Genomic DNA, 24700 nt, shown 5'->3' with positions numbered 1-24700 from the left:
ATAATTTCTTCAAGAGTTGACAGGCAATGAGTCGGCAACGGCACTTCCCTGTGCCGTACTATCAGCCAGACTACCTACCCTGCCAGGGAACTGCATATACGGACAACGACCAACAACTAACAACAGGAGATCGCAAAGGGTTAGTTGATCACTCCCAGTAAGGTGCTAATGACACCCAGGAGGATTGGTTGCGGCTGCTCTCCAGGGCACCGCGCACGAATGCCATTGCTCTGACACCCGCATTTATGTCTCCAACTGAGTGATCACACTCCAGAGGCAAACTATCCCGGTGACAGCGAACCATTTGCGCAAAGTCCCGATAAATATTCGCAAACGCCTCTATATATCCTTCTGGGTGACCCTGTGGAGTCCGGCAACGAGCTCGAACTTTTTCATCCAGATATTCGCAATCAGCGCCAGCCCGCAGAATTGCAACCGGCTGCCCCCGGCGTTTCAGTTGTAACTGATTGGGGGACTCCTGCTCCCAAAAAAGTGAACCTCGCTCACCGTAAACGCTAATATTGAGGTTGTTGCCTTCACCGCCACAAACCTGGCTGGCAGTGAGAGTGCCCCGCCCGCCTTCGGTCAATTTGAACAGGGCCGCGCCGTCATCATCCAAGGCGCGCTCATCAACTACCGATTGCAAGTCAGCGCAGACTTCAGAAATTGTTTGGCCAGTGAAGAACTCCACCAAATGGTGTGCATGGGTGCCGATATCGGCGAAGCAACCGCTTTCTCCTGAGCGTGCAGGATCTATACGCCAGCTGGCCTGTTTACTGCTATTGGAATCACCCGCCAAAGCCAGCCAGCCCTGGGGGTAGGCAACAGTTACCCGGCGAATTTGCCCTAACTCTCCCCGGCCTATGATCGCCCTAGCCTGCATCGCAAGGGGGTAAGCAGCATAGGTGTGGGTCAACCCATAGAGAAGTCCACTCAGTTGCACCTCTTTTTTAAGCTCAAGAGTTTCCTCCAGCGTGGAAGCCGCGGGCTTGTCAGAGAGCACATGGAATCCTGCACGCAGTGCAGCAATAGAAACTGGTAAGTGCAGGTCATTGGGGGTGACAACCGCTATGAACTCTACGCGATCACCGCAACTGCGCTTGGCTTCCTCAGAAAACATCTGATTGTAACTCTGGTAGATGCGCTCGGGAGCCAGCCCCAACTTCTCACCAGTGGTTCTCCCCCTGTCCGCATTACTACTGAAGCAACCCGCCACCAATTCAATTTCACCATCAAGAGCTGCCGCCATACGGTGAATGGCTCCAATAAAAGCACCTTCACCGCCACCAACCATGCCCATTCTTATTTTCTTGCCCATACCACTTCCCGTGGGGCCGCAGGATGCCTAGTGGAGGCCACGGCCCGGATATTTTTATTCTTCTGGTCTCTACTTCGTGCGGAGCGCATGTTCCCAGCGTTTAGGGGCGGTTCGCAGCGTAGAAAGCCGGTTCCAATAAAATGTAACCGGTTACATTTCTGTTTAAGATACAGAAAAAAAATGTCATTGCAAGCGACCAATGCGAAGCATGGCGTTTAATTCATTCATAAATATCAAATTTAGATCCTGAAATAGAAACAACATCAATTAATCGTGGTAGCCCACTTGTCGGGCAAAATCCTTCCACGGCTGCCAACCCAACTTATCACTTTGCCATCTATTTTCTATCACGTGACCACTACCTGCCCCAGCAGGTAATCCACTCTGCACACCTGGCTGGGGATGCCGGCTTTTCAGTTTTGAGCCCGCCCACTCATGGGCGTCAGCAGCCACATCCCCGGCCAATCCCCAATGGTTGGGCCAGACTGCCAGGAAATTCTGTAAGCCAAAATCATCCAGCTGGTAGGGAATTGGATATTCAAGTCGCACTAAGGGGTCGCCATCAGGACCTGGTGCATCAGTTTTCCAGCCCGCATAGACCGACCATTGACATCCTTGCGCCCAGGCCTCAAATGCAACCATTGCACTGGAAAGACGCTGAAAGGAAGCGCAGAGCAGGTCATTATCTATCTCAGGAGGGATGCGCATGTCGACAACACCCGCTTTGAACCTGGGAAGCTCCGGATTGAGTGTAAGAATCCAAAGGCCCTCCCCGTTTTCGAGTGGGTGATACATTACTATCAGGTCAATCAGGAAAGCGGAAACCGGTGGGATGTTGGGGCCTCGGGCCAATAACATATGCAGAGGACGAACCATCTGGGCATTCTGGATTTGCTCTTCCGCAATACCTAATTGCCGGATCACCTCTGCATTTCCCGCACCACAGGCTGAAATAACTAACTCTGGTTTTACCTGGCAGGATTGACCATCCATGTCCAGGGTAACCCTTTCAATAGCCGAGTCTTTGACTTGAAAGGATGCCAATCGGCCACGGTGTATTTGCTGTCGTAGAGGCTCACTGATACTGCGGTAGGCCTCAGCCCCATCGAAAATAAGGTCACCGGGGAATTTAAATCTACGATTTGATGGTAAGTTGTCAGGGGCGAATATCTCTGGAAGTTCTGCCTCTTCAAAAGGGATTGCCGCATCAATCCAGTTGCCCTCCACTTCCTTCAAAAAATCTGGTGTGAGCGCCGCGTGAAAATCAGTAATGTGACTGATCACGCCACTATTCGACAGTTCCCGGTTCCAGCGCTGTGCTGCATACCGGTAAATCTTCGCAGCTTGAAGGTTGGCCGCATTCCACCCGGATGAGAAGTAACCATGGAAATGCAGGGACTCAGCCTCGCCAAACTCGTCATCGACCAGTATCACCGAGTACTCTGGTATCAGCTCTCGCATCAGGGTTACTCCCTGGATACCACCGCCAAGAATCAGAACATCAACGGGGATAGTCTGCAACATAAGCGGCTCCCTGCAGGTTGAAAGGAATGGCTTTAAGAGACCTCAATAAGACCTCTGTTGCCGGGTAAATAGTAGTCAATCCCCTCCCCTTCAATGCCATGGTTACACGCCCATTGAGCGACCAAAATTCAGGCCTCTATGAATTTATTGTAAAGAGCCCATTTCCACGACTAACTAGTTAATCCGTTCCAGGTAGACCCCCGTAAAGAGAGAGTCGCTGCAACCGTGACGATCATGAAAGAAATCAACAAGGGAACGTAACTATGAATGGCTTTGTAAAAGGTTTGGGAATCGCTCTATGCGTTATTGTTAGTCAACATTCCTGGGCAGAGGGCGAACCGGAACTGGAAACGGTCCCCTATGTGGACGTTTTCCAATACGTAGGTAAGTGGTATGAAATTGCCAGGCTTCCCCAAATATTCCAACCTGCCTGTACTGCTGTAACTGCTGACTATGGACTAAATGACGACGGCAGTATCAGCGTATTCAATTTCTGCCGAATCCTTCACCCCAAGTACGGCTTCCCTATCAGCATCCAAGGTACCGGCGTACCCGTTGACGAGACCAATAGCAAACTCGCTATCTCTTTCTTTGATGGCCAATCCACAGGTGACTATTGGATATTGGAGCTGGACCCGAATTACCAGTGGTCACTGGTTGGTGATCCCGACCGCAGCAGCCTGTACCTACTGAGCAGAACCCCACAGCTAGATGAGGCCATCATTGATGAGCTCCTTAGTCTCGCCGTCACCAAGCACGGCTACAACATTGACCACATCATAATGACCAAGCAACTTCCCAACTGACACTGCCCGAAAATGAGTACGGCATTTGCCGTACTCACATCCAATGGACCTAGAAACCACATTAAACTTTTTTATTCTTTATTATCAATAACTTAAACATGCTTTTTAAAGTTAGTTATTTAATGGGGGCCTGTGACAATCAACATCTCTGCTCAACTCGCTCCCGCCATTTTCCATACACACGAGATTGTTGCGGCTATTCAATACCACAGAAGTTTTGCAAACTATTGAACGTAATCATCCCGGTATATCCAAGCCACTTTCTTTGTAGAGATTGACTACCTGGGATCTGCTAGAAGCAAACGCTAATCGCATTTTGACGGGCATCCGTAACGGGCTACACCCATTAGAAGTCATGGCCCCACCGCCCGCACATAAACGTGGTGTGTAAAATCGTACACAGTTATCAAAGCCACGTCGGCGTGAAGTTGAGCTACAAAGGAAAGGCACTGGGAGGACGATAGCTATCATACTGAGGCCTCTCCCTGCCGCATTTGCTTACTGCCTGCACTCCAGGTTGGGCTTTGACCAAAATCCACCCACCTCAGCCCTCAAAAAGCCTGACCTGCAAGTCAATCTAGAGTTGGTGGCGTAAAAATTTATGGTGACCATACATATCTGTCGCTCATAATTGAGAAGAAATGCCCTAAGCGACAGCATAAATAGAAATTCATTTTGCTAAATCCACCCAAAGCGGGAAGGATCCATCTCTGATTAGAGGTATTTCATGCCCATAGGAGCTTTCAGCCTTTATACTTGTCCTAAGCTATAGGTCGCCGAGCCATAAGGGCCGGCCTCCTATGAAGTAGGACGTATAAAGAGACTCCCTATGCTTAGCAATCGGATCGCCGCACTATTTTCCGGCTTCTTGGTCATTGGCCTGCTTTCCACAACCGCTCTGGCAGAGAATGAAAGCCTGGCCCCAGAAAAGGACCAGGGCAGCACTGCCAGGGAAATAGTCAGCAAGCTTGAGATGCTGCACTACAACAAGATCAAGGTCGGAGACGAAATGTCAGAAGACCTGTGGAATGAATACATTGATGCTCTGGACCCCACCAAGAGCTACTTCCTCAACTCGGACATTACTGAGTTTCGCGAGTGGCAAACCAGGATGGACGACCAACTACGTGCCGGCGATGTGAAAGCCGGCTTTGAGATATACAATCGCTTCCGCCTGCGCATGGGCGATCGCCTTGAGAATATCCTCTCCCAGCTGGAGAAAGGCTTGCCCGCTTTTGACTTCACTCGCGATGAGTCACTGGAGCTTGATCGCGAGAAAAGTGAGTGGCCCAAATCTATCAGCGCTGCTGACGATCTGTGGCGCAAGCGCCTGAAGAGCAGCGTCCTGAACCTGCGCCTTACCGGCAAGACCGATGAAGAGATACGTGATCTTCTGGAGCGCCGCTATAAAGGTCAGAAGAAACGCCTCGAGCAGCAGAACAGCGATGATGTGTTTGAGCTCTACATGAACTCACTGACACGTCTCTATGATCCGCACAGTAACTACCTGTCACCACGCTCTCTGGAAAACTTCAATATGAGCATGTCCCTCTCCCTGGAGGGTATTGGTGCTGTACTGCAAGCTGACGAGGAGTACACCAAAGTCGCCCGCCTGGTTGCTGGTGGTCCGGCTGACCGCACTGGCAAGCTGAAGCCGAACGACAAAATCGTAGGTGTTGGGCAGGATAAAGAAGGTGAAATGGTCGACGTCGTGGGCTGGCGCCTGGACGACGTGGTAGACCTGATTCGCGGTAAGGCTGGCACTTTTGTGCGCCTCGAAACCATCCCTACCGGTGGTGACGGCACCCACAAAACCATCCTGATTAAGCGCAGCAAAGTGAAGCTGGAAGATCAGGCGGCTAAGAAAGCCGTATTCGAATTTTCCGATGGCAAAAAGAGCTACAAGATCGGCGTAATCAATCTGCCGACCTTTTATATAGACTTCGATGCCTACCGCCGTCGCGATCCCAACTACAAGAGCACCACTCGCGATGTCGCCAGACTGTTAAGCGAACTGAAAGAAGAGGATGTCGATGGCATCATTCTCGACCTTCGCAACAACGGCGGCGGCTCCCTGCAAGAGGCAACGATGCTAACCGACCTGTTTATCGACCAGGGCCCGGTAGTGCAGATACGCCATGCCAACGAGCAAATTTCGCGCCACAATCGATCCCGGTCACGCGCTATGTATCGTGGCCCACTGATGGTATTGATCAATCGCCTGTCGGCTTCCGCTTCTGAGATTTTTGCCGGCGCCATCCAGGACTACAATCGCGGTCTGGTTGTCGGTAACCAATCCTTTGGTAAGGGCACTGTGCAGACTATGGCCCCCCTGAAGGAAGGTCAGCTGAAGATCACCCAATCCAAGTTCTACCGTGTATCTGGTGACAGCACCCAGCACGCCGGGGTTAAGCCGGACATTCCCATGCCGCAACTCATCGACGCGGAGAGCGTTGGTGAGAGCGCCTACGATACCGCCCTGCCTTGGGATCGTATCCACGCAGTGCCTCACGCCAAGTACTTCAACTTGAAGACGCTGATTCCCAGCCTGGTGACCAAGCACACCAAGCGCACAGCGTCTGATCCAGATTTCATATTCCTACGCAACCAGTTCGAGTTCGAAAGTGAGCGTTCAGACAAGAAGTACCTCTCCCTCAATGAGGTGATGCGCGAGCAGGAACGTGAGAACGTAAACCAGCGCCTGCTTTCCATGGAAAACCGTCGCCGTAATGCTAAAGGCTTGGAACCTTACAAGGATTTTGAGGCTTACGAGGAAAGCGAGTCAGAAGATGTGGCAGCCATTGGTGGCCCTGTTGAAATCAAGCTGGAAAAAGATCCAATCTTGAATGAAGCCGGCTATATAATGGCGGACTTTATCGGGCTGGCCACCAAGGCTAGCAAGGCTCCGCCTCAAGTCGCCAACTTCTAATATGTGACGGGGTGTGCGATACGCACCCCATCCACGAGGAACATCAGGTCGGGCAAGCCCGGCCTTTTTTATTTTTGGGGGGATAAATGAAAGTCGTTTCCTTTAACGTCAACAGCATACGTACACGCCTGCATCAAATGCAGACGCTGGTAGATACCCATAAACCGGACATCATCGGATTACAGGAAACTAAAGTAACCGATGAGGATTTCCCGGTGGATGCTATCCGGGACCTGGGTTATGAGCTCATCTACTTTGGTCAGAAAACCCACTACGGTGTTGCCCTGCTCTCACGTCTTCCCTTTGTCGATCGTGAGTACGGTTTTCCCGGCGATGACGATAATGCGCAGCGCCGTATGGTGATGGGTAAATTCGATATCGGCGGCCCGGAGCCACTTACCGTGATTAATGGATACTTCCCGCAGGGGGAAAACCGTGAGCATCCAATGAAGTTCCCGGCGAAAAGGAAGTACTACGCAGACCTGGACACCTACCTGCAAACCACCTGCAAACCCAGTGCACCAGTGCTGGTGATCGGAGATATGAATATCTCCCCAAGCGATCTTGATATTGGAATTGGAGAGCCCAACCGCAAGCGCTGGCTGCGTGACGGCAAGTGCAGCTTCCTACCGGAAGAGCGTGAGTGGCTGCAGAAAATCGAAGCATGGGGCCTGGTGGATACCTTCCGTGCCCTCAATCCAGAAACTGACGATGTATATAGTTGGTTCGACTACCGCAGCCGTGGATTTGACCGCGATCCCAAACGCGGCCTACGCATCGACCTGATCATGGCCAGCAATCCACTGGTGGAGAAGTGTGTTGCCTCCGGTGTGGACTATGACATCCGCGCTATGGAGCGACCTTCAGACCATGCACCGGTCTGGACTGAGTTCAAGCTCTAGCCATTCAGCGTAAGACCGGGAGATACTCCCGGTTTTTTACCTCTATGAATATACGGTTTTCCATATATAATGGTTAGGGTAAGTAAGGCCAGCTGGAGAGTCGATTTGAAGAAGCGCGTTCTTTTTGTCTGTGCTGGAAACTCGGCTCGTTCAATTATTGCCGAGGCCCTATTGCGCTATTACTCAGGGTATTTCTTTGAAGTGGAAAGTGCTGGAACCAGCCCTGAGCCGGTGGACGTTCGGGCAATCCGAGCTCTAAAGCGGCTTGGGATCCCTATCAAGGGGCTCCATTCAAAGAGCATGGACGAAGTATCAGACCAGTATTTTGACTTGGTAATTACCCTATGTGACAAAAGCCACAAGGAGTATGTGCCCTCACCCGGACACGGCAAAGTAATCGCATGGGATTTTGAGGACCCGGCTGAGCGCCGCTGCTTCAGGCCCTTTTACACAACAGTAAGAGAGTTGAGTACACGCATCAAGTTGTTGACCTTGGTGCTAACCAAAGTCGCCAAGGCGGCATAATAGGAATTTGGGGAAAGCCTTGAACCCAGTTCAGTTTTATAAGTGCCTGGCTGATGATACTCGCTTGCGTACTCTTTTACTCATTGCTCATGAGGGTGAGCTTTGCGTGTGCGAATTGACTGCAGCGCTCAATCTCAGCCAGCCAAAGATATCCAGACACCTGGCCCTTCTACGCAGTGCGGACTTATTACAGGACCGGCGTCAGGGGCAGTGGATTTTCTATCGTATCAACCCTGCTTTGGGTGATTGGTCAAAAGCCATTCTTCAAGACACCTTACAGGCAAACCGGCATTTCATCGCAGAGGATTTACAGAACCTGATCCAGATGGGCGAGAGGCCCCTGCGCGCCAGCCTATGCTGTTAATGGCCTGAATAATGCTCACACAACTGTAAAATTTTACCTGTATATATACGATTTTTCATATATACAGAAATGCCAGGAGAAGAAAGTTGACTATAAAAGTCGGAATCAACGGATTTGGACGTATCGGCCGTCTCGTATTACGTGTGGCATGGGACTGGCCGGAAATGGAATTTATCCAAATCAATGACCCCGCTGGAGATCCCCATACACTGGCTCACCTCCTGAACTTCGACTCTGTCCATGGACGCTGGCACCACAATGCCAAATCAACAGATCGATCCATTGAAATTGAAGGCAAGCAGGTCTTCTGTAGTGCAAATACCGCAATCTCGGATACCGATTGGAGCGGTTGCGATCTTGTTGTCGAAGCCTCAGGTAAAATGAAGACCTCTACGGCTCTGCAAGGGTATCTCGACCAAGGTGTTAAACGAGTGCTTGTTTCCGCTCCGGTGAAAGATGCTGGCGTACCCAATATTGTCCTGGGAGTGAATCAGCACATTTACGATCCAGCCAAACACCCAATAGCCACCGCCGCCTCATGCACCACCAACTGTCTTGCTCCAGTCGTGAAAGTGATTCATGAAAAACTGGGTATCAAACATGGCTCTATCACAACTATTCACGACATCACTAATACACAGACTATTCTCGACGCTCCCCATGCAGATCTTCGCCGCGCCAGGGCCTGCGGAGCCAGCCTAATCCCGACCACTACTGGGTCAGCCACGGCAATCACTGCGATTTTTCCTGAACTGACTAGCAAGCTGAACGGCCACGCTGTCCGTGTCCCCCTCGCCAACGCCTCATTGACAGACTGTGTATTTGAGGTTGAACGCCCAACCAGTGCCGAGGAAGTCAATCAGTTTTTGCAAGACGCATCTGAAGGGGAGTTGAAAAATATCCTCGGTTATGAAGAGCGCCCGCTGGTATCAGTGGATTACAAGACCGACCCCCGCTCAAGTATTGTCGATGCCCTCTCCACCATGGTGGTCAATGGTACTCAGGTCAAAATTTATACCTGGTATGACAACGAATGGGGTTATGCCAATCGTACAGCGGAACTTGCCAGGATGATCGGAAACATAGATCGCCAAGCAAGCCTATCTGGATCCTGAGTTCTCTAATATCACAGTAGTAACAAGATTGAGTTCAATGCAGTTTTTCACTTCTTTGCCTTCCTCCGTCCGCCAGTATTTGCTGGTTACCGGTAACTATTGGTCGTTCACCCTGACCGATGGCGCGTTGCGCATGCTGGTGTTGCTGCATTTCCACAACCTCGGCTACGCTCCCCTGGAAATTGCCCTGCTTTTTATTTTTTATGAGTTCTTCGGGGTGGTTACCAACTTGGTTGGTGGTTGGCTGGGCGCCTTTCTCGGTCTCAATCGCACAATGAATATGGGGCTTGCACTACAAGTGCTTGCCTTATCGATGCTGCTGGTGCCATCAAGCCTTCTCTCCGTGGCCTGGGTGATGGCCGCCCAGGCCTTTTCTGGGATTGCCAAAGACCTCAATAAAATGAGCGCGAAAAGCGCTATCAAATTGTTATTTCCCACCGGGGCCCAAGGCGCGCTCTACCGGTGGGTAGCCCTGCTTACCGGCTCAAAGAATGCCCTTAAAGGGATAGGGTTTTTCCTGGGAGGGGCTCTGCTCGCACTAATGGGATTCCGCGGAGCAATTCTGCTTATGGCTGTGGGCCTGGCAATAGTATGGGTACTGAGCACAAAATTTCTACGCGAAGAGCTGGGCAAAGCCAAGGCCAAGAGTCGATTTCGCGATGTATTCTCCAAGAGTCGCGCAGTAAACGTCCTCGCAGCAGCACGGTTGTTCCTATTTGCCTCCCGCGATACCTGGTTTGTTATCGCCCTGCCAATTTTCCTTTCAAACCAATTTGGCTGGGGCCACTGGCAGGTGGGAGCCTTTCTGGCAGCCTGGGTGATCGGCTATGGCATTGTGCAAGCAACAGCACCAAAAATCACAGCAGGCATATCCTCTACGGTGCCCGACGGCAAAGCTACGATGTCCTGGGCTGCTGTATTGGCCTTGATTCCGGCAATGATTGCCCTGGCACTACACTTTGGAGTTCATCCCCTACTCACAACCTTGGTTGGGTTACTGGCCTTTGCCGTTGTATTTGCGGTCAACTCCTCTCTGCATAGTTATCTCATTGTCTCCTATGCACGTGAGGATGGAGTGTCGATGGATGTCGGGTTCTACTATATGGCGAATGCCATGGGGCGACTGCTGGGGACCCTATTGTCAGGTTGGTTATTCCAGATAGCTGGGCTGGAGATGTGTTTAGTGGTTTCCTCCATATTCTTATTGGCAACAGCATTGATCTCTCTGGCGCTGCCCAAACATGGGATAGATAGCAATCCTACCGCTCCTGCTGTCAGCTAAACAGCTGTACTGCTTTTAACTTCTGCAAACCGGCTACCCCCAATGTCCATCACAAAACTAAGTCCTCAAAGTAGTAGTTAACAGCACCTAATGGCAATCTAAGAATAAAGGGCAAAGTGTTCCAGGTAATATAAAGACATTAGCTCAGGCTCCCCATCTCCCTCTTCTTACCGTTCAACAGCTGCCTGAGCCTTCCATCCTATTTTTATCACAGAAAAAAGATCTGTCCCTAAAATGCCATTCAACCAATGCAATAACACAGGGAATACTTTTTATGCAGCTTCTACAAATCGGAATAAATGGCGTTAGATCAGGATTGAAATCTCTTCTCTTTGCAACAGGTTTATTTTCCACTGCTGCAGTGGCTGGTAGCATCAATGGCGAATGGAAGGCAACCCTCCAGCTAGATGACGACGAAACATTACCAATAGTTATTCATATTGATCAAGAAAATGGCAAATGGACAGGCGCAATGGATAGTACATCCCAGGAGAAATATGGAATAGAAACATCCATGCTCAATGTAAAAGGCAACAGTATCACTTTCGAAGTAGAGGACTTGGGTATCAAGTACGAGGGTGCTTACAATACCGACGTTGACCTAATCTTTGGTACTTTCAATCGGGAAAAGCCTCTACCCCTAAATTTCAGAAGGGCATCTGCGGGCGATAAAAACAAAAACAAGAACCGTCCCCAGATACCTAAGAGCCCCTTTCCGTACGCAGTCGAAGAAGTGAACTTTAAAAATAAAAATGCCAATATCGTCTTGTCTGGAACACTTACAAAACCCAAAACTAAAATTAAGGCAACTGCAATCCTTATTAGTGGTTCTGGGCCTCAGGATCGTGATGAAACACTATTTGGACATAAGCCATTTGCAGTTATCGCCGATTATCTAACACGGCAAGGGTATGCTGTATTACGTTATGATGATCGAGGAATTGGCGAGTCTACTGGTAATTTCTTTACTGCAACCAGTGAAGATTTTGCCACAGATGTCAGTGCAGCCGTTGACTACCTGAACAGCCGCAGCGATCTTCCCAGTAACAAGATTGGCTTAATTGGTCACAGCGAAGGTGGTATGATCGCCCCCATGGTTGCCAGTAAACGTGATGATATCGCATTTGCCATTTTACTTGCCGGCCCAGGTGTTAAAATACCCGAACTACTTGTAGATCAGTGGTATCGAGATCGAAAATTTAATGGCTTAGAAGATCAGAAACTGGAAAAACTCCGCGAGTTAGACGAAGAGATTTTCAGCTTGATTGGCCAGCTAGAGGAAAACGAAGTTATCAGCAATGAGATTCACCAACTGCTCCTCAAGAGCGCCAGACTCGAGGACAACCAGAATCATAAACTGGAAGCAAAAGTTGAACAACTGAAGAAGCAATACTCTACACCTTGGTTTCGATATTTCCTCAAATTTAATCCCGAGCCCTATCTGGAGCACACAAAGGCCCCGTTACTGGCCCTCAACGGCTCCCTGGATTTTCAAGTCGATGCAAAAATGAATTTGAACAATATGCATAGAGTTTTAAGTAACATAGATCACCCCGACTTTCAAATTTTTGAGCTCAAACAAATGAACCACATGTTTCAAACAGCAAAGAAAGGTTCCTCTTCTGAATATGCTGAAATAGAGGAAAGCTTCTCTCCAAAAGCCCTGAAGATAATGTCTTCATGGTTAAACGAGCGCTTTGGCTTAAATCCTTAGGTGTAAAATGCGGCTCCTGATTAAGGAGCTGCATTGTCAATATGTAAAATTTTATGAAGTTTCTGAAATCCCCTACTCCAACAGCAAAATTTTTGACCTGTCACTTTGGTGGCTGGTTAATATTCGCTTTGGTGAATACTTTTTCACTTGGATTACTTACCCAGCACAATATTGAAAAAAATGCCATACAAGTAGCGACTGTAGTAATAACCCTTGGCTTCTCTACTCTATTCATCCGTGAAATTATATATCGCTTCGATCTTATCAATACAAACTGGCGTAAGCAGTGGATATATTTCCTCGTCACTTCAATTTCTCTTGGGTTCATATGCGCCTTTATTGCCATTGGCTTCGTATATGTTTATTACACCCGTGCTGGATACGCGGTTCCGCCATCTTTCTGGGGAGCCGTTCTTGACAACTGGCTTTTCCTTGTCCTTCTTAAGATCGCCTGGACTTTTATTTACATTACAACTGTTAATAAAGACCAATTACACAAAGCTGAACAAGAAGCTATACAGCTCAAACTGCAGCTAAATGAAGTCAAAATGAGTGCCCTAATGGGCCAACTCAATCCCCACTTCCTTTTTAATGGACTAAATAATATCCGTGCACTAATCCTTGAAGACGCCACAAAATCCAGAGAGATGCTAACTAATCTTTCTGACTTGTTACGCTATACGCTAATTGCTCACAAACATAAAACTGTACCATTAAGGGATGAACTGGAAATTGTATCCCAATACGCTGAACTCTTAAAAATACAATATGAAGATCGTCTATGCTTTAACCTGGAAGCTGATCCAACTTTAATGGGAGAACCAATCCCTCCACTTTTAATTCAGTTACTTGTTGAAAATGCAGTACGCCATGGAATCGATAGATCCAAGACAGGGGGAGAGCTACTGATAAAAATTCTCAAAGAGCAAGACCATATATCGATCACTGTAACGAATCCCGGCACCTTAAAAAACACGAACTCTGAATTAGTAAAACTGGACAAACAGGAAACCACAAATACGGGACTTGGATTAATCAACATTAAAAAACGCCTATATCTACAGTATGAAAATAAAGCTTCATTTAATTTACAACAGCAAGGTCCACTAGTTGTCGCCCAATGTTACATTCCCACCTCTTCTTTACAACTGGCGGTATAATTAGTGAAAGCAATTATCGTTGAAGACTCCCGACTCGCTCGTAATGAACTAAGAGAGTTACTTAAGCCTCACAAGCATATAAATTTGGTTGCAGAAGCTGAGAATTGCGAACAAGCCATTGCACTGATTTCAAAAGAACAGCCAGATTTAATCTTTCTGGATATCAACCTCCCCGATGGCAGCGGATTTGATATACTTGAACAACTGGACACTATTCCTCAAATTATTTTTACAACAGCCTATGATGAATATGCAATTCAGGCCTTCGACGTAAACGCCCTGGACTATCTACTAAAGCCAATCCATTCTGAAAAATTAAAGCGGGCTGTCAATAAGGTCCTAAGTGACACCTCACCAGTTGCCAGTTCCGATCAGGAGACTTATTTAAACACTGACAATAAGATCTTTATTAAAGACGGTGAGCGCTGCTGGCTTATTGAGCTTGGACGTATAAGATACTTTGAAAACTGTGGCAATCATGCTCAGGTCTTCTTTGATAATGATAAGGCTTTTATCTATAAATCATTGGTTAAAGTTGAACAACGCCTAAACCCGGAAACCTTTTTCCGCGTGAACCGACAACAAATCATCAACCTCAACTTCATCAAAGATATTCAACCATGGGTTAATAATGGGCTACTCATAACTATGACTGATGGAAAAGAAGTAGAGGTTGCCAGGCGCCCCGCCAGTCGCCTGCGGGAAATGTTAAGTTTTTAGCTGTTTATCGATACATCAATATGTTAAAGCGGGCTCGTAACGCCGAAACTATTTAAGGCTCAGCATAAGAAAATTAGGGTCGGTCATATTGATATCATATTAAGCCACCAATTACACACTCACCTTTCTTTTAAGGAGCCCCTGAATAGCTATTCAATAGCTGTAGGGCTTCGCCAAGTAACCCTTTATAGACATACTGCCGCTCTTTAAAGGAATTATTGTTCCCCCTTGAAAGATACCATTAGCCAAACTATGAACAGTAATACCCCTACAGACTGAACAAGATGGTAAATACCATTGTGATCAAAAGTCCAGATAAATGTAAATTGAAGATTGGTATTGACCTGGAAGAGCACCGCAATCATGGAAAAAATCCCAGCCGCCACCATCCATAATGCCGCCCCATGTTTTTGCTTAAAGGCTAATCTGGTGTAGCCAACTATTACCGGGATCATGATCAAGAACTGGTAAACCACAAACCCAAAGAAACCATTAGGTATACTTATAGCGAAAATAAAGAACCCTACTCCCGCCAACATAAGATAAGGTAATATTTTTTTTGAGAGTTCCTCGCTATGAAGGTCGCAGATGATGGCCAGGGTAAAAGACATCAGAAAAAAACCGAGGAAAAAAAACAAGATATGCCACAAGTGCAAGCGCGTCGAGTCTAGAAGATCAAACCCATGAACTACCGCTCCAAGCATACAAACTATAAACATAAGGTAGAAAAAATTTTTCCATATTGTACGCCGCCAACTTGGCACCTTTACAACTATTTTCAGATATAGAACACCCAAAACAGCCAAGGCAACCAGAATTAGATCTGTTACAGCCGCCGTTTGCTCGGCAGGTATATCTGTGAGTTTGATCATTTGGACACCTATTGAAAACAGTGATCAAGGCGCTATACACCTCCTTATGACATCGAATACAACCCACTTATTAGAAGATAAGTCAATAAGCTTATAAGTGCCATCTTTACAAGCAAAACCAGAATACATTTTAGCCTGCCTATCTAAATAAAGTAGTTTAAAGGAGCTTCTGAATAACCAGAAGTCAATGCAATCTTTGGTTGGCAGCGATATGATATGTCTGACTGCAGCGCTACTCGGGCCTTAAAGGCAATAGCATAAATTCTTAAAAACGAGCAAAAGCCATACTACAAACTACCTCCTAAATCCGACAACCCCCTCAGAGCGCTATAAATAATTCAGATATTTCTTCAAGAAAATTAATAGTCCACCTTCTTCCGGGTGGGCATTGTTGACCAATTTACATATGCGCCATAAGCAAGATTGCATTATCGCTTTAAAACTAAAAAAGTAGCAAAATGCCAGCATTCTATTTAGGGTGGTCATAATAAAATCAGTGATGAATATAAACCTAATCACTCCTTTTACCTGCCAAACACCGTCTCCTCTACGGTTCTGCATCGCTACAGGCACAATAAAAAGTGTAGTGGTCTACTAAACCCGGACACCAATTTAGGTGGTAAAGTCGCCGCCTGTTAAGCGAGCAGTAGCCCGTGAAATTGGTCTGTGAAGTGTTTGAGCTGCCTCGATCATGCTACTACGATTACAAGAATAGGAAGAACGTTATTGACGCGTCCAGGGCTCAGCTTCGGGCCAAGGTCAACGAGGTCTTTCATCGTAGCCGTAGTCCTGCGGGAAGCCGAATTGTCGTTGGGCTACCCAATCGGCAGGGAATTATATTGGCTGCTACAAAGCCCGTAACCTAATGCGCGAGGCTGGAATGACCTGCGAACAATCTGGCCATTACAAATACAAAAAGGCAACCGGCGAGCGACCGGATATACCGAATGCGCTTAATCGCGAGTTCAATGTGGAGAAGCCAAATAAAGTTTCGTGTGGTGATATTACGTATGTCTGGGCCGGTTCACGTTGGTGCTATCTCGCTACAGTGATAGACCTGTATACACGTCGTATTGTTGGGTGGGCAATCTCAGCGCAGCCGGACTCAGCTCTGGTGGTAATGGCGCTAGAAATGGCCTGGGAGCAACGCGGTCAGCCGGCAGGCGTCATGTTCCACTCGGATCAACGCAAGCCGTAAGATCCGACAGCGGCTATGGCGCTACCGGATGACTCAGAATATGAGCCATCGCAGAAACTGCTGGGATAATGCACCTATGGAAAGACTGTTTCGTAGCCTGAAAAGTGAATGGATACCGCCTCTTGGCTACGCCTCCATCACCGTGGCTTGATCTGTTTATGCATTTATAATCAGTCGGGTACTGACTAGTTCGTTATACAGGCTTTTTTGCTTTTTATTTCCAAACTAAGCCAATCGATATCAGATTTTTTTGACCGATTTTTTATTGCTCATGCAACCCTGGTTGCAGCGCCCCCTATTCTTCATTCTGCTTACCATCTCCGACAAGAAGGAGATAGCCACTAAATCCAGTGGCGCGATTCTTTTGCTTTTCGGTCATTATTTGGAGTGGTGGGCTGGGGGGGGGTGGTATTTGGTTCCCAAAAGGTGAGGTTTTATTGCCGAAGACACCTCCCCTATTCTATATGGCTAAGCGACTCACCCAAATACTGGCTTTATCTTCAGACGAAAATTTAAATGTCACTTTAAAGGCTTTGAGGAGTAAGCGGCGGCTGTACGACAAGCTTGCAGGCAGCTCGATAACCGCTGGGTACACGACATAGGCGACTGTCGACGTCACCTTTCTGCCGCACCCTGCTAGTTCTCACCCATTCTCTCGATACTACTTTCCACTTTTTCTCCAAAGTCACAGTTTTTCTAAGCCCAAGCATAGATATGCAGCATTTCATGTCCCCTTAACTATAAAGCAGAAAGGAATAGCCACTGGGACTAGCGCCAGCAACGCTGCTGGCGCCTTTCTCTAATCTATGGGTGTCCAGAATTTCTTCTCTTTTCGACCACCCATATTACGACCAATAATTGCAACCTTGCCATTAGTGCCGGGGAGAATTCGTTGAGCTTTAACGCCAGAGGCATTTATTCCTGCAATCTCTTCTATCTGGGCAGCAGAAATTGAACTGTTTGGAACAACAGCTTATTTATTACCAAACTCTAGTCTTTTGTGATATTCAAAATTATATGCATCGAATTGAAGCTTCCCTCTACCATATACTCCAACAAGATAGTCATTTTCAGACCAGCCACTAGGCACAATATGTTCTTCACTAGGAAACCTTAGCTCTGAAATTCTAGCCTTCACTTCATCCTTTACTGATTCAAATTCTTCTTTGCTAACATAAACAGCAATAGCACTGTGTAACACTACAAGAAAAGCTTCATCACCTATAGGAGCGACTCTAAAATCTAAGATGAACCGAGCTTCATTCATAGCTTCTTTAGCATTCTCAACACTATTTCCCTCATCATCTATAAAAAGCAGAGTACCATTTTTTAAAATAGTTACACCTGTACTTTTATCTGCAAAGAATTCACTTAACTGTACTTCAATTTCATCCAAAGGAGTCCTATTTAAAGGCTCCCATTTCAGCCGGATATTATCGTTCATACTATTTTACCAACCATTGTCGCACCAAGGCTTCAGAAGGAATTTCCGTATTAAACAGAAACTCTTGTTCTTGACGACCAATATTCAAATTGATGTCAAAGACATCTCTCCTATTTTCATAGTTTCTCATTGCTTGGGCATCAAACTCATGCCGCTGCATTCTAAACTCAGTTACAGTCGGTTCTAAATTTTTCCCATTAGGCCCTTTTGCAAAGTACTCAGCCACTACAGGATCTTTCGTCACCCCAATAGTTGGAAGACCTTGGCTACCAACATTACCATGAGTATCAAAAAGGTTATCTAAAGTACCATTGGCTTTAGCATCTAAAAAGCTTGCTCTTGATGCACCAATACCTTTTTCTTGAGCAAGAGATGATAAGAATTGGGTATTTGGAGTACCTTCACCCCGATAGAATGTAACCCAGTCTACAGGCCCTACGAAACCTGAATCGTAAACACTTCCAGAATACGCACTTCGTAAGTTTGGAACACCTCCAGCCCTAAGCGGATTAGTCTCCAAGTCCCCAACAGCCCCCCACTGCGCTGCCATTCTACCACCTGAGGTTCTGGTAAGCGCATTTTCAAGCATCTGCCCTCCGGCCAAGCTGACATGACGAACCGAGCTAACGGACCCACTACCGGTGATAATACTCACCACGGCACCGCCAACGATATCGCCACCCACCTTACCTATCGCTCCGGCTAGGCCAGACCGTTCATAGGTAGCTACGACCGAATCTTTGTACGTCACCGCACCATTAACCAGAGTTTCCCTGGCAAATTGAGCGTACTCGTGCTCCGGAGCGTATCTCTGTAGGGCAACCCCGGCTGTTAACTTGCCGGCGACTACCAGACCATCGGTGAAGCTTTCCCAATTCGCAGACTGGATATCACTGCCTAAAGCGCCAGTGAGCCCAAAACCATATTCAACCGTACGGCCGAAGCTTTCATAGGCACCCCAGACAGCAGCCGACAACTCTCCGAGCATACGGATGCCGCCATTGGCGCCCGCCCATTCACTATTGAAACGGGCTATTTCACCTTCGCGCCAAGTAGAGTAACTATTAAAAGACGCAACCTGTTCAGAAAAATCAGTCCCCCCCACACTCGCAAAATGCGTATTCGCTGCAGACGCTGCAACACCTGCATGGAAGTCATCCCAAACAGCCTGTAAACCGGCCCTGGCCTGTATCGTGCGTGCTTCATAATTCGCCAGCTTTGCATCTAGCCGGCTATTAAAACCGGCGGAGTGCATCATCACTTGCGTATTCCGCTGGATCACCGAACTGTTAGACCAGTAGTCCTTTTCACTGCCCCAAATACCACTTTGGCTAGCAGTCACCACCAATTCCTGTCCTGACCAGCTGGAAGTTATATTGCTTGTTGAGCTACTGAACTGTTCAGTAAGACGTTGTTCTCCAGTACTGGTTTTTTCATTGCTAGTAACTGAACCCGCATCCAGACCGCCGCCGGCAACCGGCTCACCATCACCACCTAAGCGCTTGATCGAGCTTTGAGCGACTCCGGCAGCAGTGGCAATTGCCACACCACCCCAGTCAAAACTGTCACCCCAGATAGCACTCTGCACTGACTCGTTGATCAGGGCGCTGGTCAGCTCTCGGCCCACGTCGGCTCCGATTGAGCCTCCAGCTTGCAGAACTCCACCGAGTACTCCCGATTCACTGGTTTGTGAAAAACCTTCCGTTAGTCCCGAAGCAACACCGGAGGTAACCGCAGAGGTGGCCACGTTGCGCCAGCTAAAGCTCACATCCTTATTAAACGCTTTGTTGATGCCGTAGCTGCTAACCACATTGCTCGCGCCGAGGAGCGCTGAGCCAGCCCAGTTGAGCTTACTCACCCCGTCGACCACTTTGGTGAAGCTGTCAATTCCGTTCAGGTAGCCGGCCGCACCCACCGTTGCCATCGTGGTAAAGCCTCCTATAGCCACATCGCTCCAGCTAAAGTCCTCCTGCATCCCTAGGCCCATCGCAGTTACTTGGCTGGCAATCGAGCCCGCGGCACCCGCCACAAATGCGGCCCCAAAACCGAGACTACCAGTGGCAATAGCACTCGCGCCCGCCGTCATCATACCGCCGATGCTAGCGCCGGCAGCCGCAGCGAAAGCACCTGCTGTCAACACCGTGGCCACTACCGCAACCACAATCACCAGGATCATACCCAGCGCACCACAGCCACCATCATCCACCTGTGGTGGCGGCGGTACATCCGGCAGGGTCGGGGCGGTATCCCCCATCTGCAGGGCGCCGTCTACCGGGCGGAAGGTATCGCTGTTGTTGTGGATATTGGTAACCACATTGGGCAGTTCGAGACGCTGGCCTTTGGTCAGTACCTCGTCGCCCTTCATGCCGTTGGCGTCGGCGAGCAAATACCAGAGGCTCGAGTCGCCCCAGACCATGGCGGCGACGCTCTGCAGGGTCTCTCCGCCCTGGGCTTCGAAGCTGGAGTAGCTGGCCGTGGGATAGTTGGGGTTGATCGGCTGGTAGTTCTGGTCGAAGTCCGCCGATTGCACCGCCTGTACGTGGTCGCCGTTACTGTGGGAGTGGCGATTGCCTGCTCCTTCAGCTTGGGCCAGGGCTTTGACGTAGTCGTAGCGGCTGGGTACCTGGTCGTTGCCCACATCGCCGACGGCGTGGCCGTTGAAGTAGTAGAAGTGGCGCATCTCGCGGCCGTAGCTGTTCTGGCCGTCGTCGTTGATCTCTTCGCGCACCAGGGTGCGCCCTTCCTTGTCAGTGACGTAGGCGATGGCGCGCTGACCTTCCACGTCGTAGACGCGGCGGATATGGCCATTGGAGTCGTAGGTGTAGAAGGCTTCGCCGTTCTCCCAACTTTTACGCTGCTTGGGATGCAGGTCTTTATTCTCGGCTTTAATCCACACGGACTTGGTCTTGTAGGTGTCCCACTTTTCGTAGGAGTTGTGCAGGGTAGTGACCGTGGGGGCGGCGCCGTCGTCTTCGGAATAGGCGCTGGTGACGGTGGTATCCACCGTCTGGCCGTCACCGAGGAAGGTGTTGCGGCTGCGGGTCACCTCATTGGTGGCCATGCCGTTTTCGTCGTACCGGGTGGTCTGATAACCGAGCTGGATACCGTCGGCGTTGTAGTAATTGTCCGTGCTGCTGAACCGTTTGCCCTTGGAGTCGTACTCGTGATAGGCGGTGACCTGGCCGGCGTCGTTGTTGACGCGGCTGGCGCGCAGAACAAAGCCACTGCCCTGGTCGATATGCACGGTGGTAAGGCGGCCGTTGCTGTCGTAGGCGTACTTCTCGCGGATGCTGCCGTCGCTGGCACGGCTGGCGAGATAGCGCTGGTCGAGGCCGTTGTAGGTGATGGCAGTGCCGGTTTTACCCAGGACAACCTGGCCGTTTTCAAACTCGCCGAGGGTGAGGGTGAAGCGGTTGTTCTTGTCGTAGGTGTAGTAGAACGATTGCGTCTTGCCGTCGATGGTGCCGTCGAGGTTGTCGACGTAGCGGCCGTCGTAAACACTGCTGACGCTGCGGCGGTTGCTAAAGGCGTCGAAGGTGTAGTCGATCTGGTAGGCATTGCCGTATTCGTCGTAGCCTTCGATGCTGGTGATACGACCCTGTTCGTCGTAGACGGCATTGCTGTGCTGGTACACCACGCGGCCGAGGTTGTTGTACAGGTCGTTGGAGCGGTAGTAGAGCTCGCCAGTGCGGTTGCCCGCTTTGTCGTAGCGGTATTCGGTGACGGCGGGGGCGATATCGCTGTTGGCGGCGGTCTGGTCGCCATCGGCAAGGCCGTTGTTGCCGTAGTCGTAGGTGCGGAACAGGTTGCCGTTGTGGTAGTAGGTGTAGCGGATATCCTGGTTGTTGCGCGCTTCCCAGGTGCCGTCGCCGCTCAGGGCGGTATTGCCGGTCTGGCGCGATAGCCAGCCGGCGTAGTTGTAGGCGTATTCGATGCGATGGCCGCCGAGGTCGTCGTGCCAGACGGCTTTGCCGAAGTAGTCGACGGCGTCACTGAGTACATCCTCGTGGGAGGACTGGTTCCAGTCGGTGTCCACCACGCCGCCCATACCGGACTTGGCGATGGCGGTGATATACCCCCCCAGCTGCACTTGATCGGCGGCGCCCTGGGCCTGCTGGCCGGTGGCGGCGAGCACATTACGGCTCACCGCATCGCTCCAGGCGTAGGCGTAGTCGGTGATCTTGCCGTTGTAGCTCTTGTACTGCAGTACCCGGCCCATGCCGTCGTAGCGGTAGGTCTCCTGGCCGACGGTGCCGCTGCTGCCGACACTGCCACCGCTGTTGAAACTGGCGTAGAGCACAGGGTTAGTGTCGCCGTAGAGGGCGTTGCGGTGGCGGATGCGGTTGCCAAACTCGTCGTAGTCCCACTCGTCGTAGCGACCGGAGGCGCTGTAGCCGTAGTCAATCGCCAGGGAACTGTCCTGGAAGCGGTTCATACGCACCAGTTGGTTATTGGCGTCGTAGTGGTAGGCCACCTGGTAGTAGAGTGCACTGGTGCCGTTGCCGCGCTCGTTGGCGCGGTACACCAACTGGCTGCTGCCCTTGAGGTTGCCGGCCTGGTCGTAGACCTGACTGTCGTAATCGCCCTCGCCGTCCTGGCTGGCAATCAATAAGCCGGCCTCATAGTCCTGCAGGCGCACCTGTTCGTGCTGGGTGTTGTAGTTGGTAACAGCGCTGCGGGTGGCACTGCTGGCGCCAGCGGCAGCCTCAGCCCCGACTTTCTCCATCACCATTTCACCAAAGGCATTGACGCCGTATTCGGTGGCGGTGTGGGCGCGGAATTTGGTCATCTGCTCGGTGTAGACGTCCGCTTCCGGCTTCAGCTCCTTCACCACATTGCCGCGCTGGTCGTACTCGTACAGGGTGGTGTTGCCGTTGTTGTCGATCGACGCCACGTTCTCGCCAAAGGCGTTGTAGCTGGCGTGGTGGGCGATCAGTGTCTCGTCGTTGGCGGCACCGGTCAGTTGCAGGGCGATATTGCGGATGGCCTCGCGGTTGTACAGGCCGGTCTGGGAGTAGAAGACGGAGGTGTAGCTGTCGCCCGTTGAGGCACTATCGCGGGTGTAGGTGACATCCTTGACAGTTTTTGTCACTGAAGTGGTGAGATTTGTGACCGAACCACCACTGGCATTGTTAAAATTACCCTTAATTTCAGTAAGGACTGTGCCACTCAGGTTATTGCCACTGTAGGCCCTCATCTCAAAAGCGAGGTTAGTCGCGTTATTGTTCATCGCCGAGGTATCTACATAGACCCAATCCTGGCCATTGGGTACATCGACTGTCTTTGCGATACCGTCGGCGAAGAACTGTATCGACTCTGTGCCATCAGGCAATCCGGTGACCTTAACCCGCTCCGGGGAGGTCTTTGTACCATTCCCATCGGAAATACCCCAAGTTTGACCATTCGTGGTCATTGAGACAGTGATATCACGATCTGGGTATTCCGTCCCTGTAAGGCTATCCCAAGGACCATCAACGGTATAGGTGCCATTATTAGTGACAGCAACAGACTTGGAGCCCACTCCCGCAACATAAATATTAATTTTTGCTCCAGTCGCATCTTTCAGTCCGGAAACAGTAAAAGTGACTTCGGCTTTAGCATCATAGATAAATTGGGCAGGCTGTCCCGGCTTACGATGCAAAGGTTCAGCGCCTACTATCCTCATACGAACACTGGAATAAGTGACAGTTACATCTCCGTAAGCTTCCACTTGAGGAATCACATCCGAGTCACCAGGAGACAACTCATAAGTAGTCTCTTTCACACGCACCGAGTCTTTATATTCCAGGTGGGAGCTTTCTCCACTGCCTTGCTTTGAGGAGCGGTAACCGGCGGACAACCAGAACTTATTCACCTCCGGCAGATGCTCAAGGCCAACCCCTTCCCCCGGCAGGCCCACGCTGCCACTTAAACTGTCGGCGCTGTTGCTGTACAGGTCCACTGCATGCAGTACCAGCCCATCTGCACTCAGGAACGTCAGCGATACTTCTGCGGCATTGCTGTTGAGCGCGATGTCCATACCGTCACTCCAGTTATACTGGGTGTTGTCCATCACCACCTGGCCACTGTCATTCTTCGCCAGCACTTTGACCTTGGTGTTGTTGCCGAACACACTGGCCACGTCGCTGCTGTCGAGACTCAGGGTGTTGCCGTTCACCGACCAGTCCAGGCTCGGCATGACCTTCAGGGGATTGTTCTGCGCATCTTCCAGGGCGCTGTCCGCGGCACTGTCATCCGCCTGCAGGAAGTCGCTGGTGATGTCATAGTTGTAGGTGTTGGTGGTAATCACCACTTCGCGCCAGCCGTTCTGGATACCGTTGTGGGACAGAGGCACAAAGATATGTAACCTCTTTTCTGTTTCAATGCGGTTGGTAAATACGGTAATTTCCCGTCCACTCTCGAGGGTCACTTGACGGCTAGTGTAATAATGCTTACTACTCTCCTCGACGTAACCCTGATTACTTCCTCTGCTACTTCCTTCTAAGAAATATTCATTGACCCCCAGTAGCGCAGATAGGTTTGCAGTATCTTCAAGGTTCTCAAATTTCAGGCGCGGGTCATCCGCACTGAGATAGGAAAGCTCATGACTGGTTTCTATCCAAGAGAGGGCATTATCCACAGCTGTAGCACCACCAGGATCTTTGGTATAGCCCCTCCCTTCTTCGTCAACAAAATAAATATTGTTATCGCGGGTAGTTATTTTCGGTAACTTCGGGCTCTGGAAACTGACATTTTCCGTAGAGTCAGATGCATGCTCCCCCCAGGTAACCCCTCCGGTCTCCAAAGAGACAGAAGTTTTAGCGTAGCGGTTCTCGGTCGAAACATAG

15 protein-coding genes and 1 pseudogene are annotated in these 24700 nt (G+C 49.7%); 11 read left to right on the top strand and 5 right to left on the bottom strand.

Annotated elements, in window-relative coordinates:
- Window positions 1–148: 148 nt before the first annotated feature.
- Together GL2_RS17240 and GL2_RS17235 are read right to left on the bottom strand one after the other, a co-directional pair.
- Window positions 149–1318, bottom strand: a complete 1170-nt coding sequence (locus GL2_RS17240) for a Gfo/Idh/MocA family protein (protein WP_143731830.1) — start codon at window positions 1316–1318, stop codon at window positions 149–151.
- Between the two features lie 267 nt (window positions 1319–1585).
- Window positions 1586–2842, bottom strand: a complete 1257-nt coding sequence (locus GL2_RS17235) for an FAD-dependent oxidoreductase (protein ID WP_143731828.1) — start codon at window positions 2840–2842, stop codon at window positions 1586–1588.
- 263 nt (window positions 2843–3105) lie between these two features.
- Here GL2_RS17235 and GL2_RS17230 point away from each other — a divergent pair, with 263 nt between their 5' ends.
- From GL2_RS17230 to GL2_RS17185, 10 genes are all read left to right on the top strand, one after another.
- A complete protein-coding gene (locus tag GL2_RS17230) occupies window positions 3106–3648 on the top strand; it encodes a lipocalin family protein (RefSeq protein ID WP_143731826.1) in 543 nt (180 codons plus the stop codon).
- A gap of 829 nt (window positions 3649–4477) precedes the next feature.
- Window positions 4478–6577 carry a carboxy terminal-processing peptidase gene (locus tag GL2_RS17225; RefSeq protein WP_143731824.1) on the top strand — a complete coding sequence of 700 codons (2100 nt, stop codon included), beginning with the start codon at window positions 4478–4480 and terminating at the stop codon, window positions 6575–6577.
- Window positions 6578–6663: 86 nt separating this feature from the next.
- Window positions 6664–7479, top strand: coding sequence for an exodeoxyribonuclease III (gene xthA / locus GL2_RS17220; protein WP_143731822.1), 816 nt, complete (start codon window positions 6664–6666; stop codon window positions 7477–7479).
- 105 nt (window positions 7480–7584) lie between these two features.
- Window positions 7585–8004 carry an arsenate reductase ArsC gene (locus GL2_RS17215; RefSeq protein WP_143731820.1) on the top strand — a complete coding sequence of 140 codons (420 nt, stop codon included), beginning with the start codon at window positions 7585–7587 and terminating at the stop codon, window positions 8002–8004.
- 19 nt (window positions 8005–8023) lie between these two features.
- Entirely contained in the window at window positions 8024–8368 is a 345-nt protein-coding gene (locus GL2_RS17210; protein ID WP_143731818.1) for a metalloregulator ArsR/SmtB family transcription factor, read from the top strand.
- 86 nt (window positions 8369–8454) lie between these two features.
- Window positions 8455–9483 carry an ArsJ-associated glyceraldehyde-3-phosphate dehydrogenase gene (locus GL2_RS17205; RefSeq protein WP_143731816.1) on the top strand — a complete coding sequence of 343 codons (1029 nt, stop codon included), beginning with the start codon at window positions 8455–8457 and terminating at the stop codon, window positions 9481–9483.
- A 37-nt stretch (window positions 9484–9520) separates the two neighbouring features.
- Window positions 9521–10765, top strand: coding sequence for an organoarsenical effux MFS transporter ArsJ (gene arsJ / locus GL2_RS17200; RefSeq protein ID WP_143731814.1), 1245 nt, complete (start codon window positions 9521–9523; stop codon window positions 10763–10765).
- 274 nt (window positions 10766–11039) lie between these two features.
- On the top strand, window positions 11040–12479 hold the full coding sequence (locus tag GL2_RS17195; protein WP_143731812.1) for a S9 family peptidase: 1440 nt from the start codon (window positions 11040–11042) through the stop codon (window positions 12477–12479).
- Between the two features lie 53 nt (window positions 12480–12532).
- Window positions 12533–13639 (top strand): sensor histidine kinase, encoded by a 1107-nt coding sequence (locus GL2_RS17190; protein WP_143731810.1) that lies wholly within the window; start codon window positions 12533–12535, stop codon window positions 13637–13639.
- A 3-nt stretch (window positions 13640–13642) separates the two neighbouring features.
- The gene (locus GL2_RS17185; RefSeq protein ID WP_143731808.1) at window positions 13643–14359 is read left to right on the top strand and encodes a LytTR family DNA-binding domain-containing protein; all 717 of its coding nucleotides are present in this window, start codon (window positions 13643–13645) and stop codon (window positions 14357–14359) included.
- Window positions 14360–14574: 215 nt separating this feature from the next.
- On the opposite strand, the gene GL2_RS17180 is transcribed toward GL2_RS17185, so the two are convergent.
- Window positions 14575–15231 (bottom strand): hypothetical protein, encoded by a 657-nt coding sequence (locus GL2_RS17180; protein WP_143731806.1) that lies wholly within the window; start codon window positions 15229–15231, stop codon window positions 14575–14577.
- A gap of 653 nt (window positions 15232–15884) precedes the next feature.
- Between GL2_RS17180 and GL2_RS22010 the strand changes: the two are divergent.
- Window positions 15885–16559: pseudogene (locus tag GL2_RS22010) on the top strand (IS3 family transposase); the annotation flags it as partial.
- 843 nt (window positions 16560–17402) lie between these two features.
- Here GL2_RS22010 and GL2_RS17170 read toward each other — a convergent pair.
- Both GL2_RS17170 and GL2_RS17165 read right to left on the bottom strand, forming a co-directional pair.
- Window positions 17403–17873: a hypothetical protein gene (locus GL2_RS17170; RefSeq protein ID WP_143731802.1), complete on the bottom strand. Its 471-nt coding sequence runs from the start codon at window positions 17871–17873 to the stop codon at window positions 17403–17405.
- 1 nt (window position 17874) lies between these two features.
- Window positions 17875–24657 carry an RHS repeat domain-containing protein gene (locus GL2_RS17165; protein ID WP_143731800.1) on the bottom strand — a complete coding sequence of 2261 codons (6783 nt, stop codon included), beginning with the start codon at window positions 24655–24657 and terminating at the stop codon, window positions 17875–17877.
- Window positions 24658–24700: the final 43 nt, after the last annotated feature.

This window comes from Microbulbifer sp. GL-2 (genome assembly GCF_007183175.1).
In the GTDB taxonomy this organism is placed as follows: Bacteria; Pseudomonadota; Gammaproteobacteria; order Pseudomonadales; family Cellvibrionaceae; genus Microbulbifer.
Note: the sequence above shows the minus strand (reverse complement) of the source record. Positions and strands in the feature narration are given on the sequence as shown.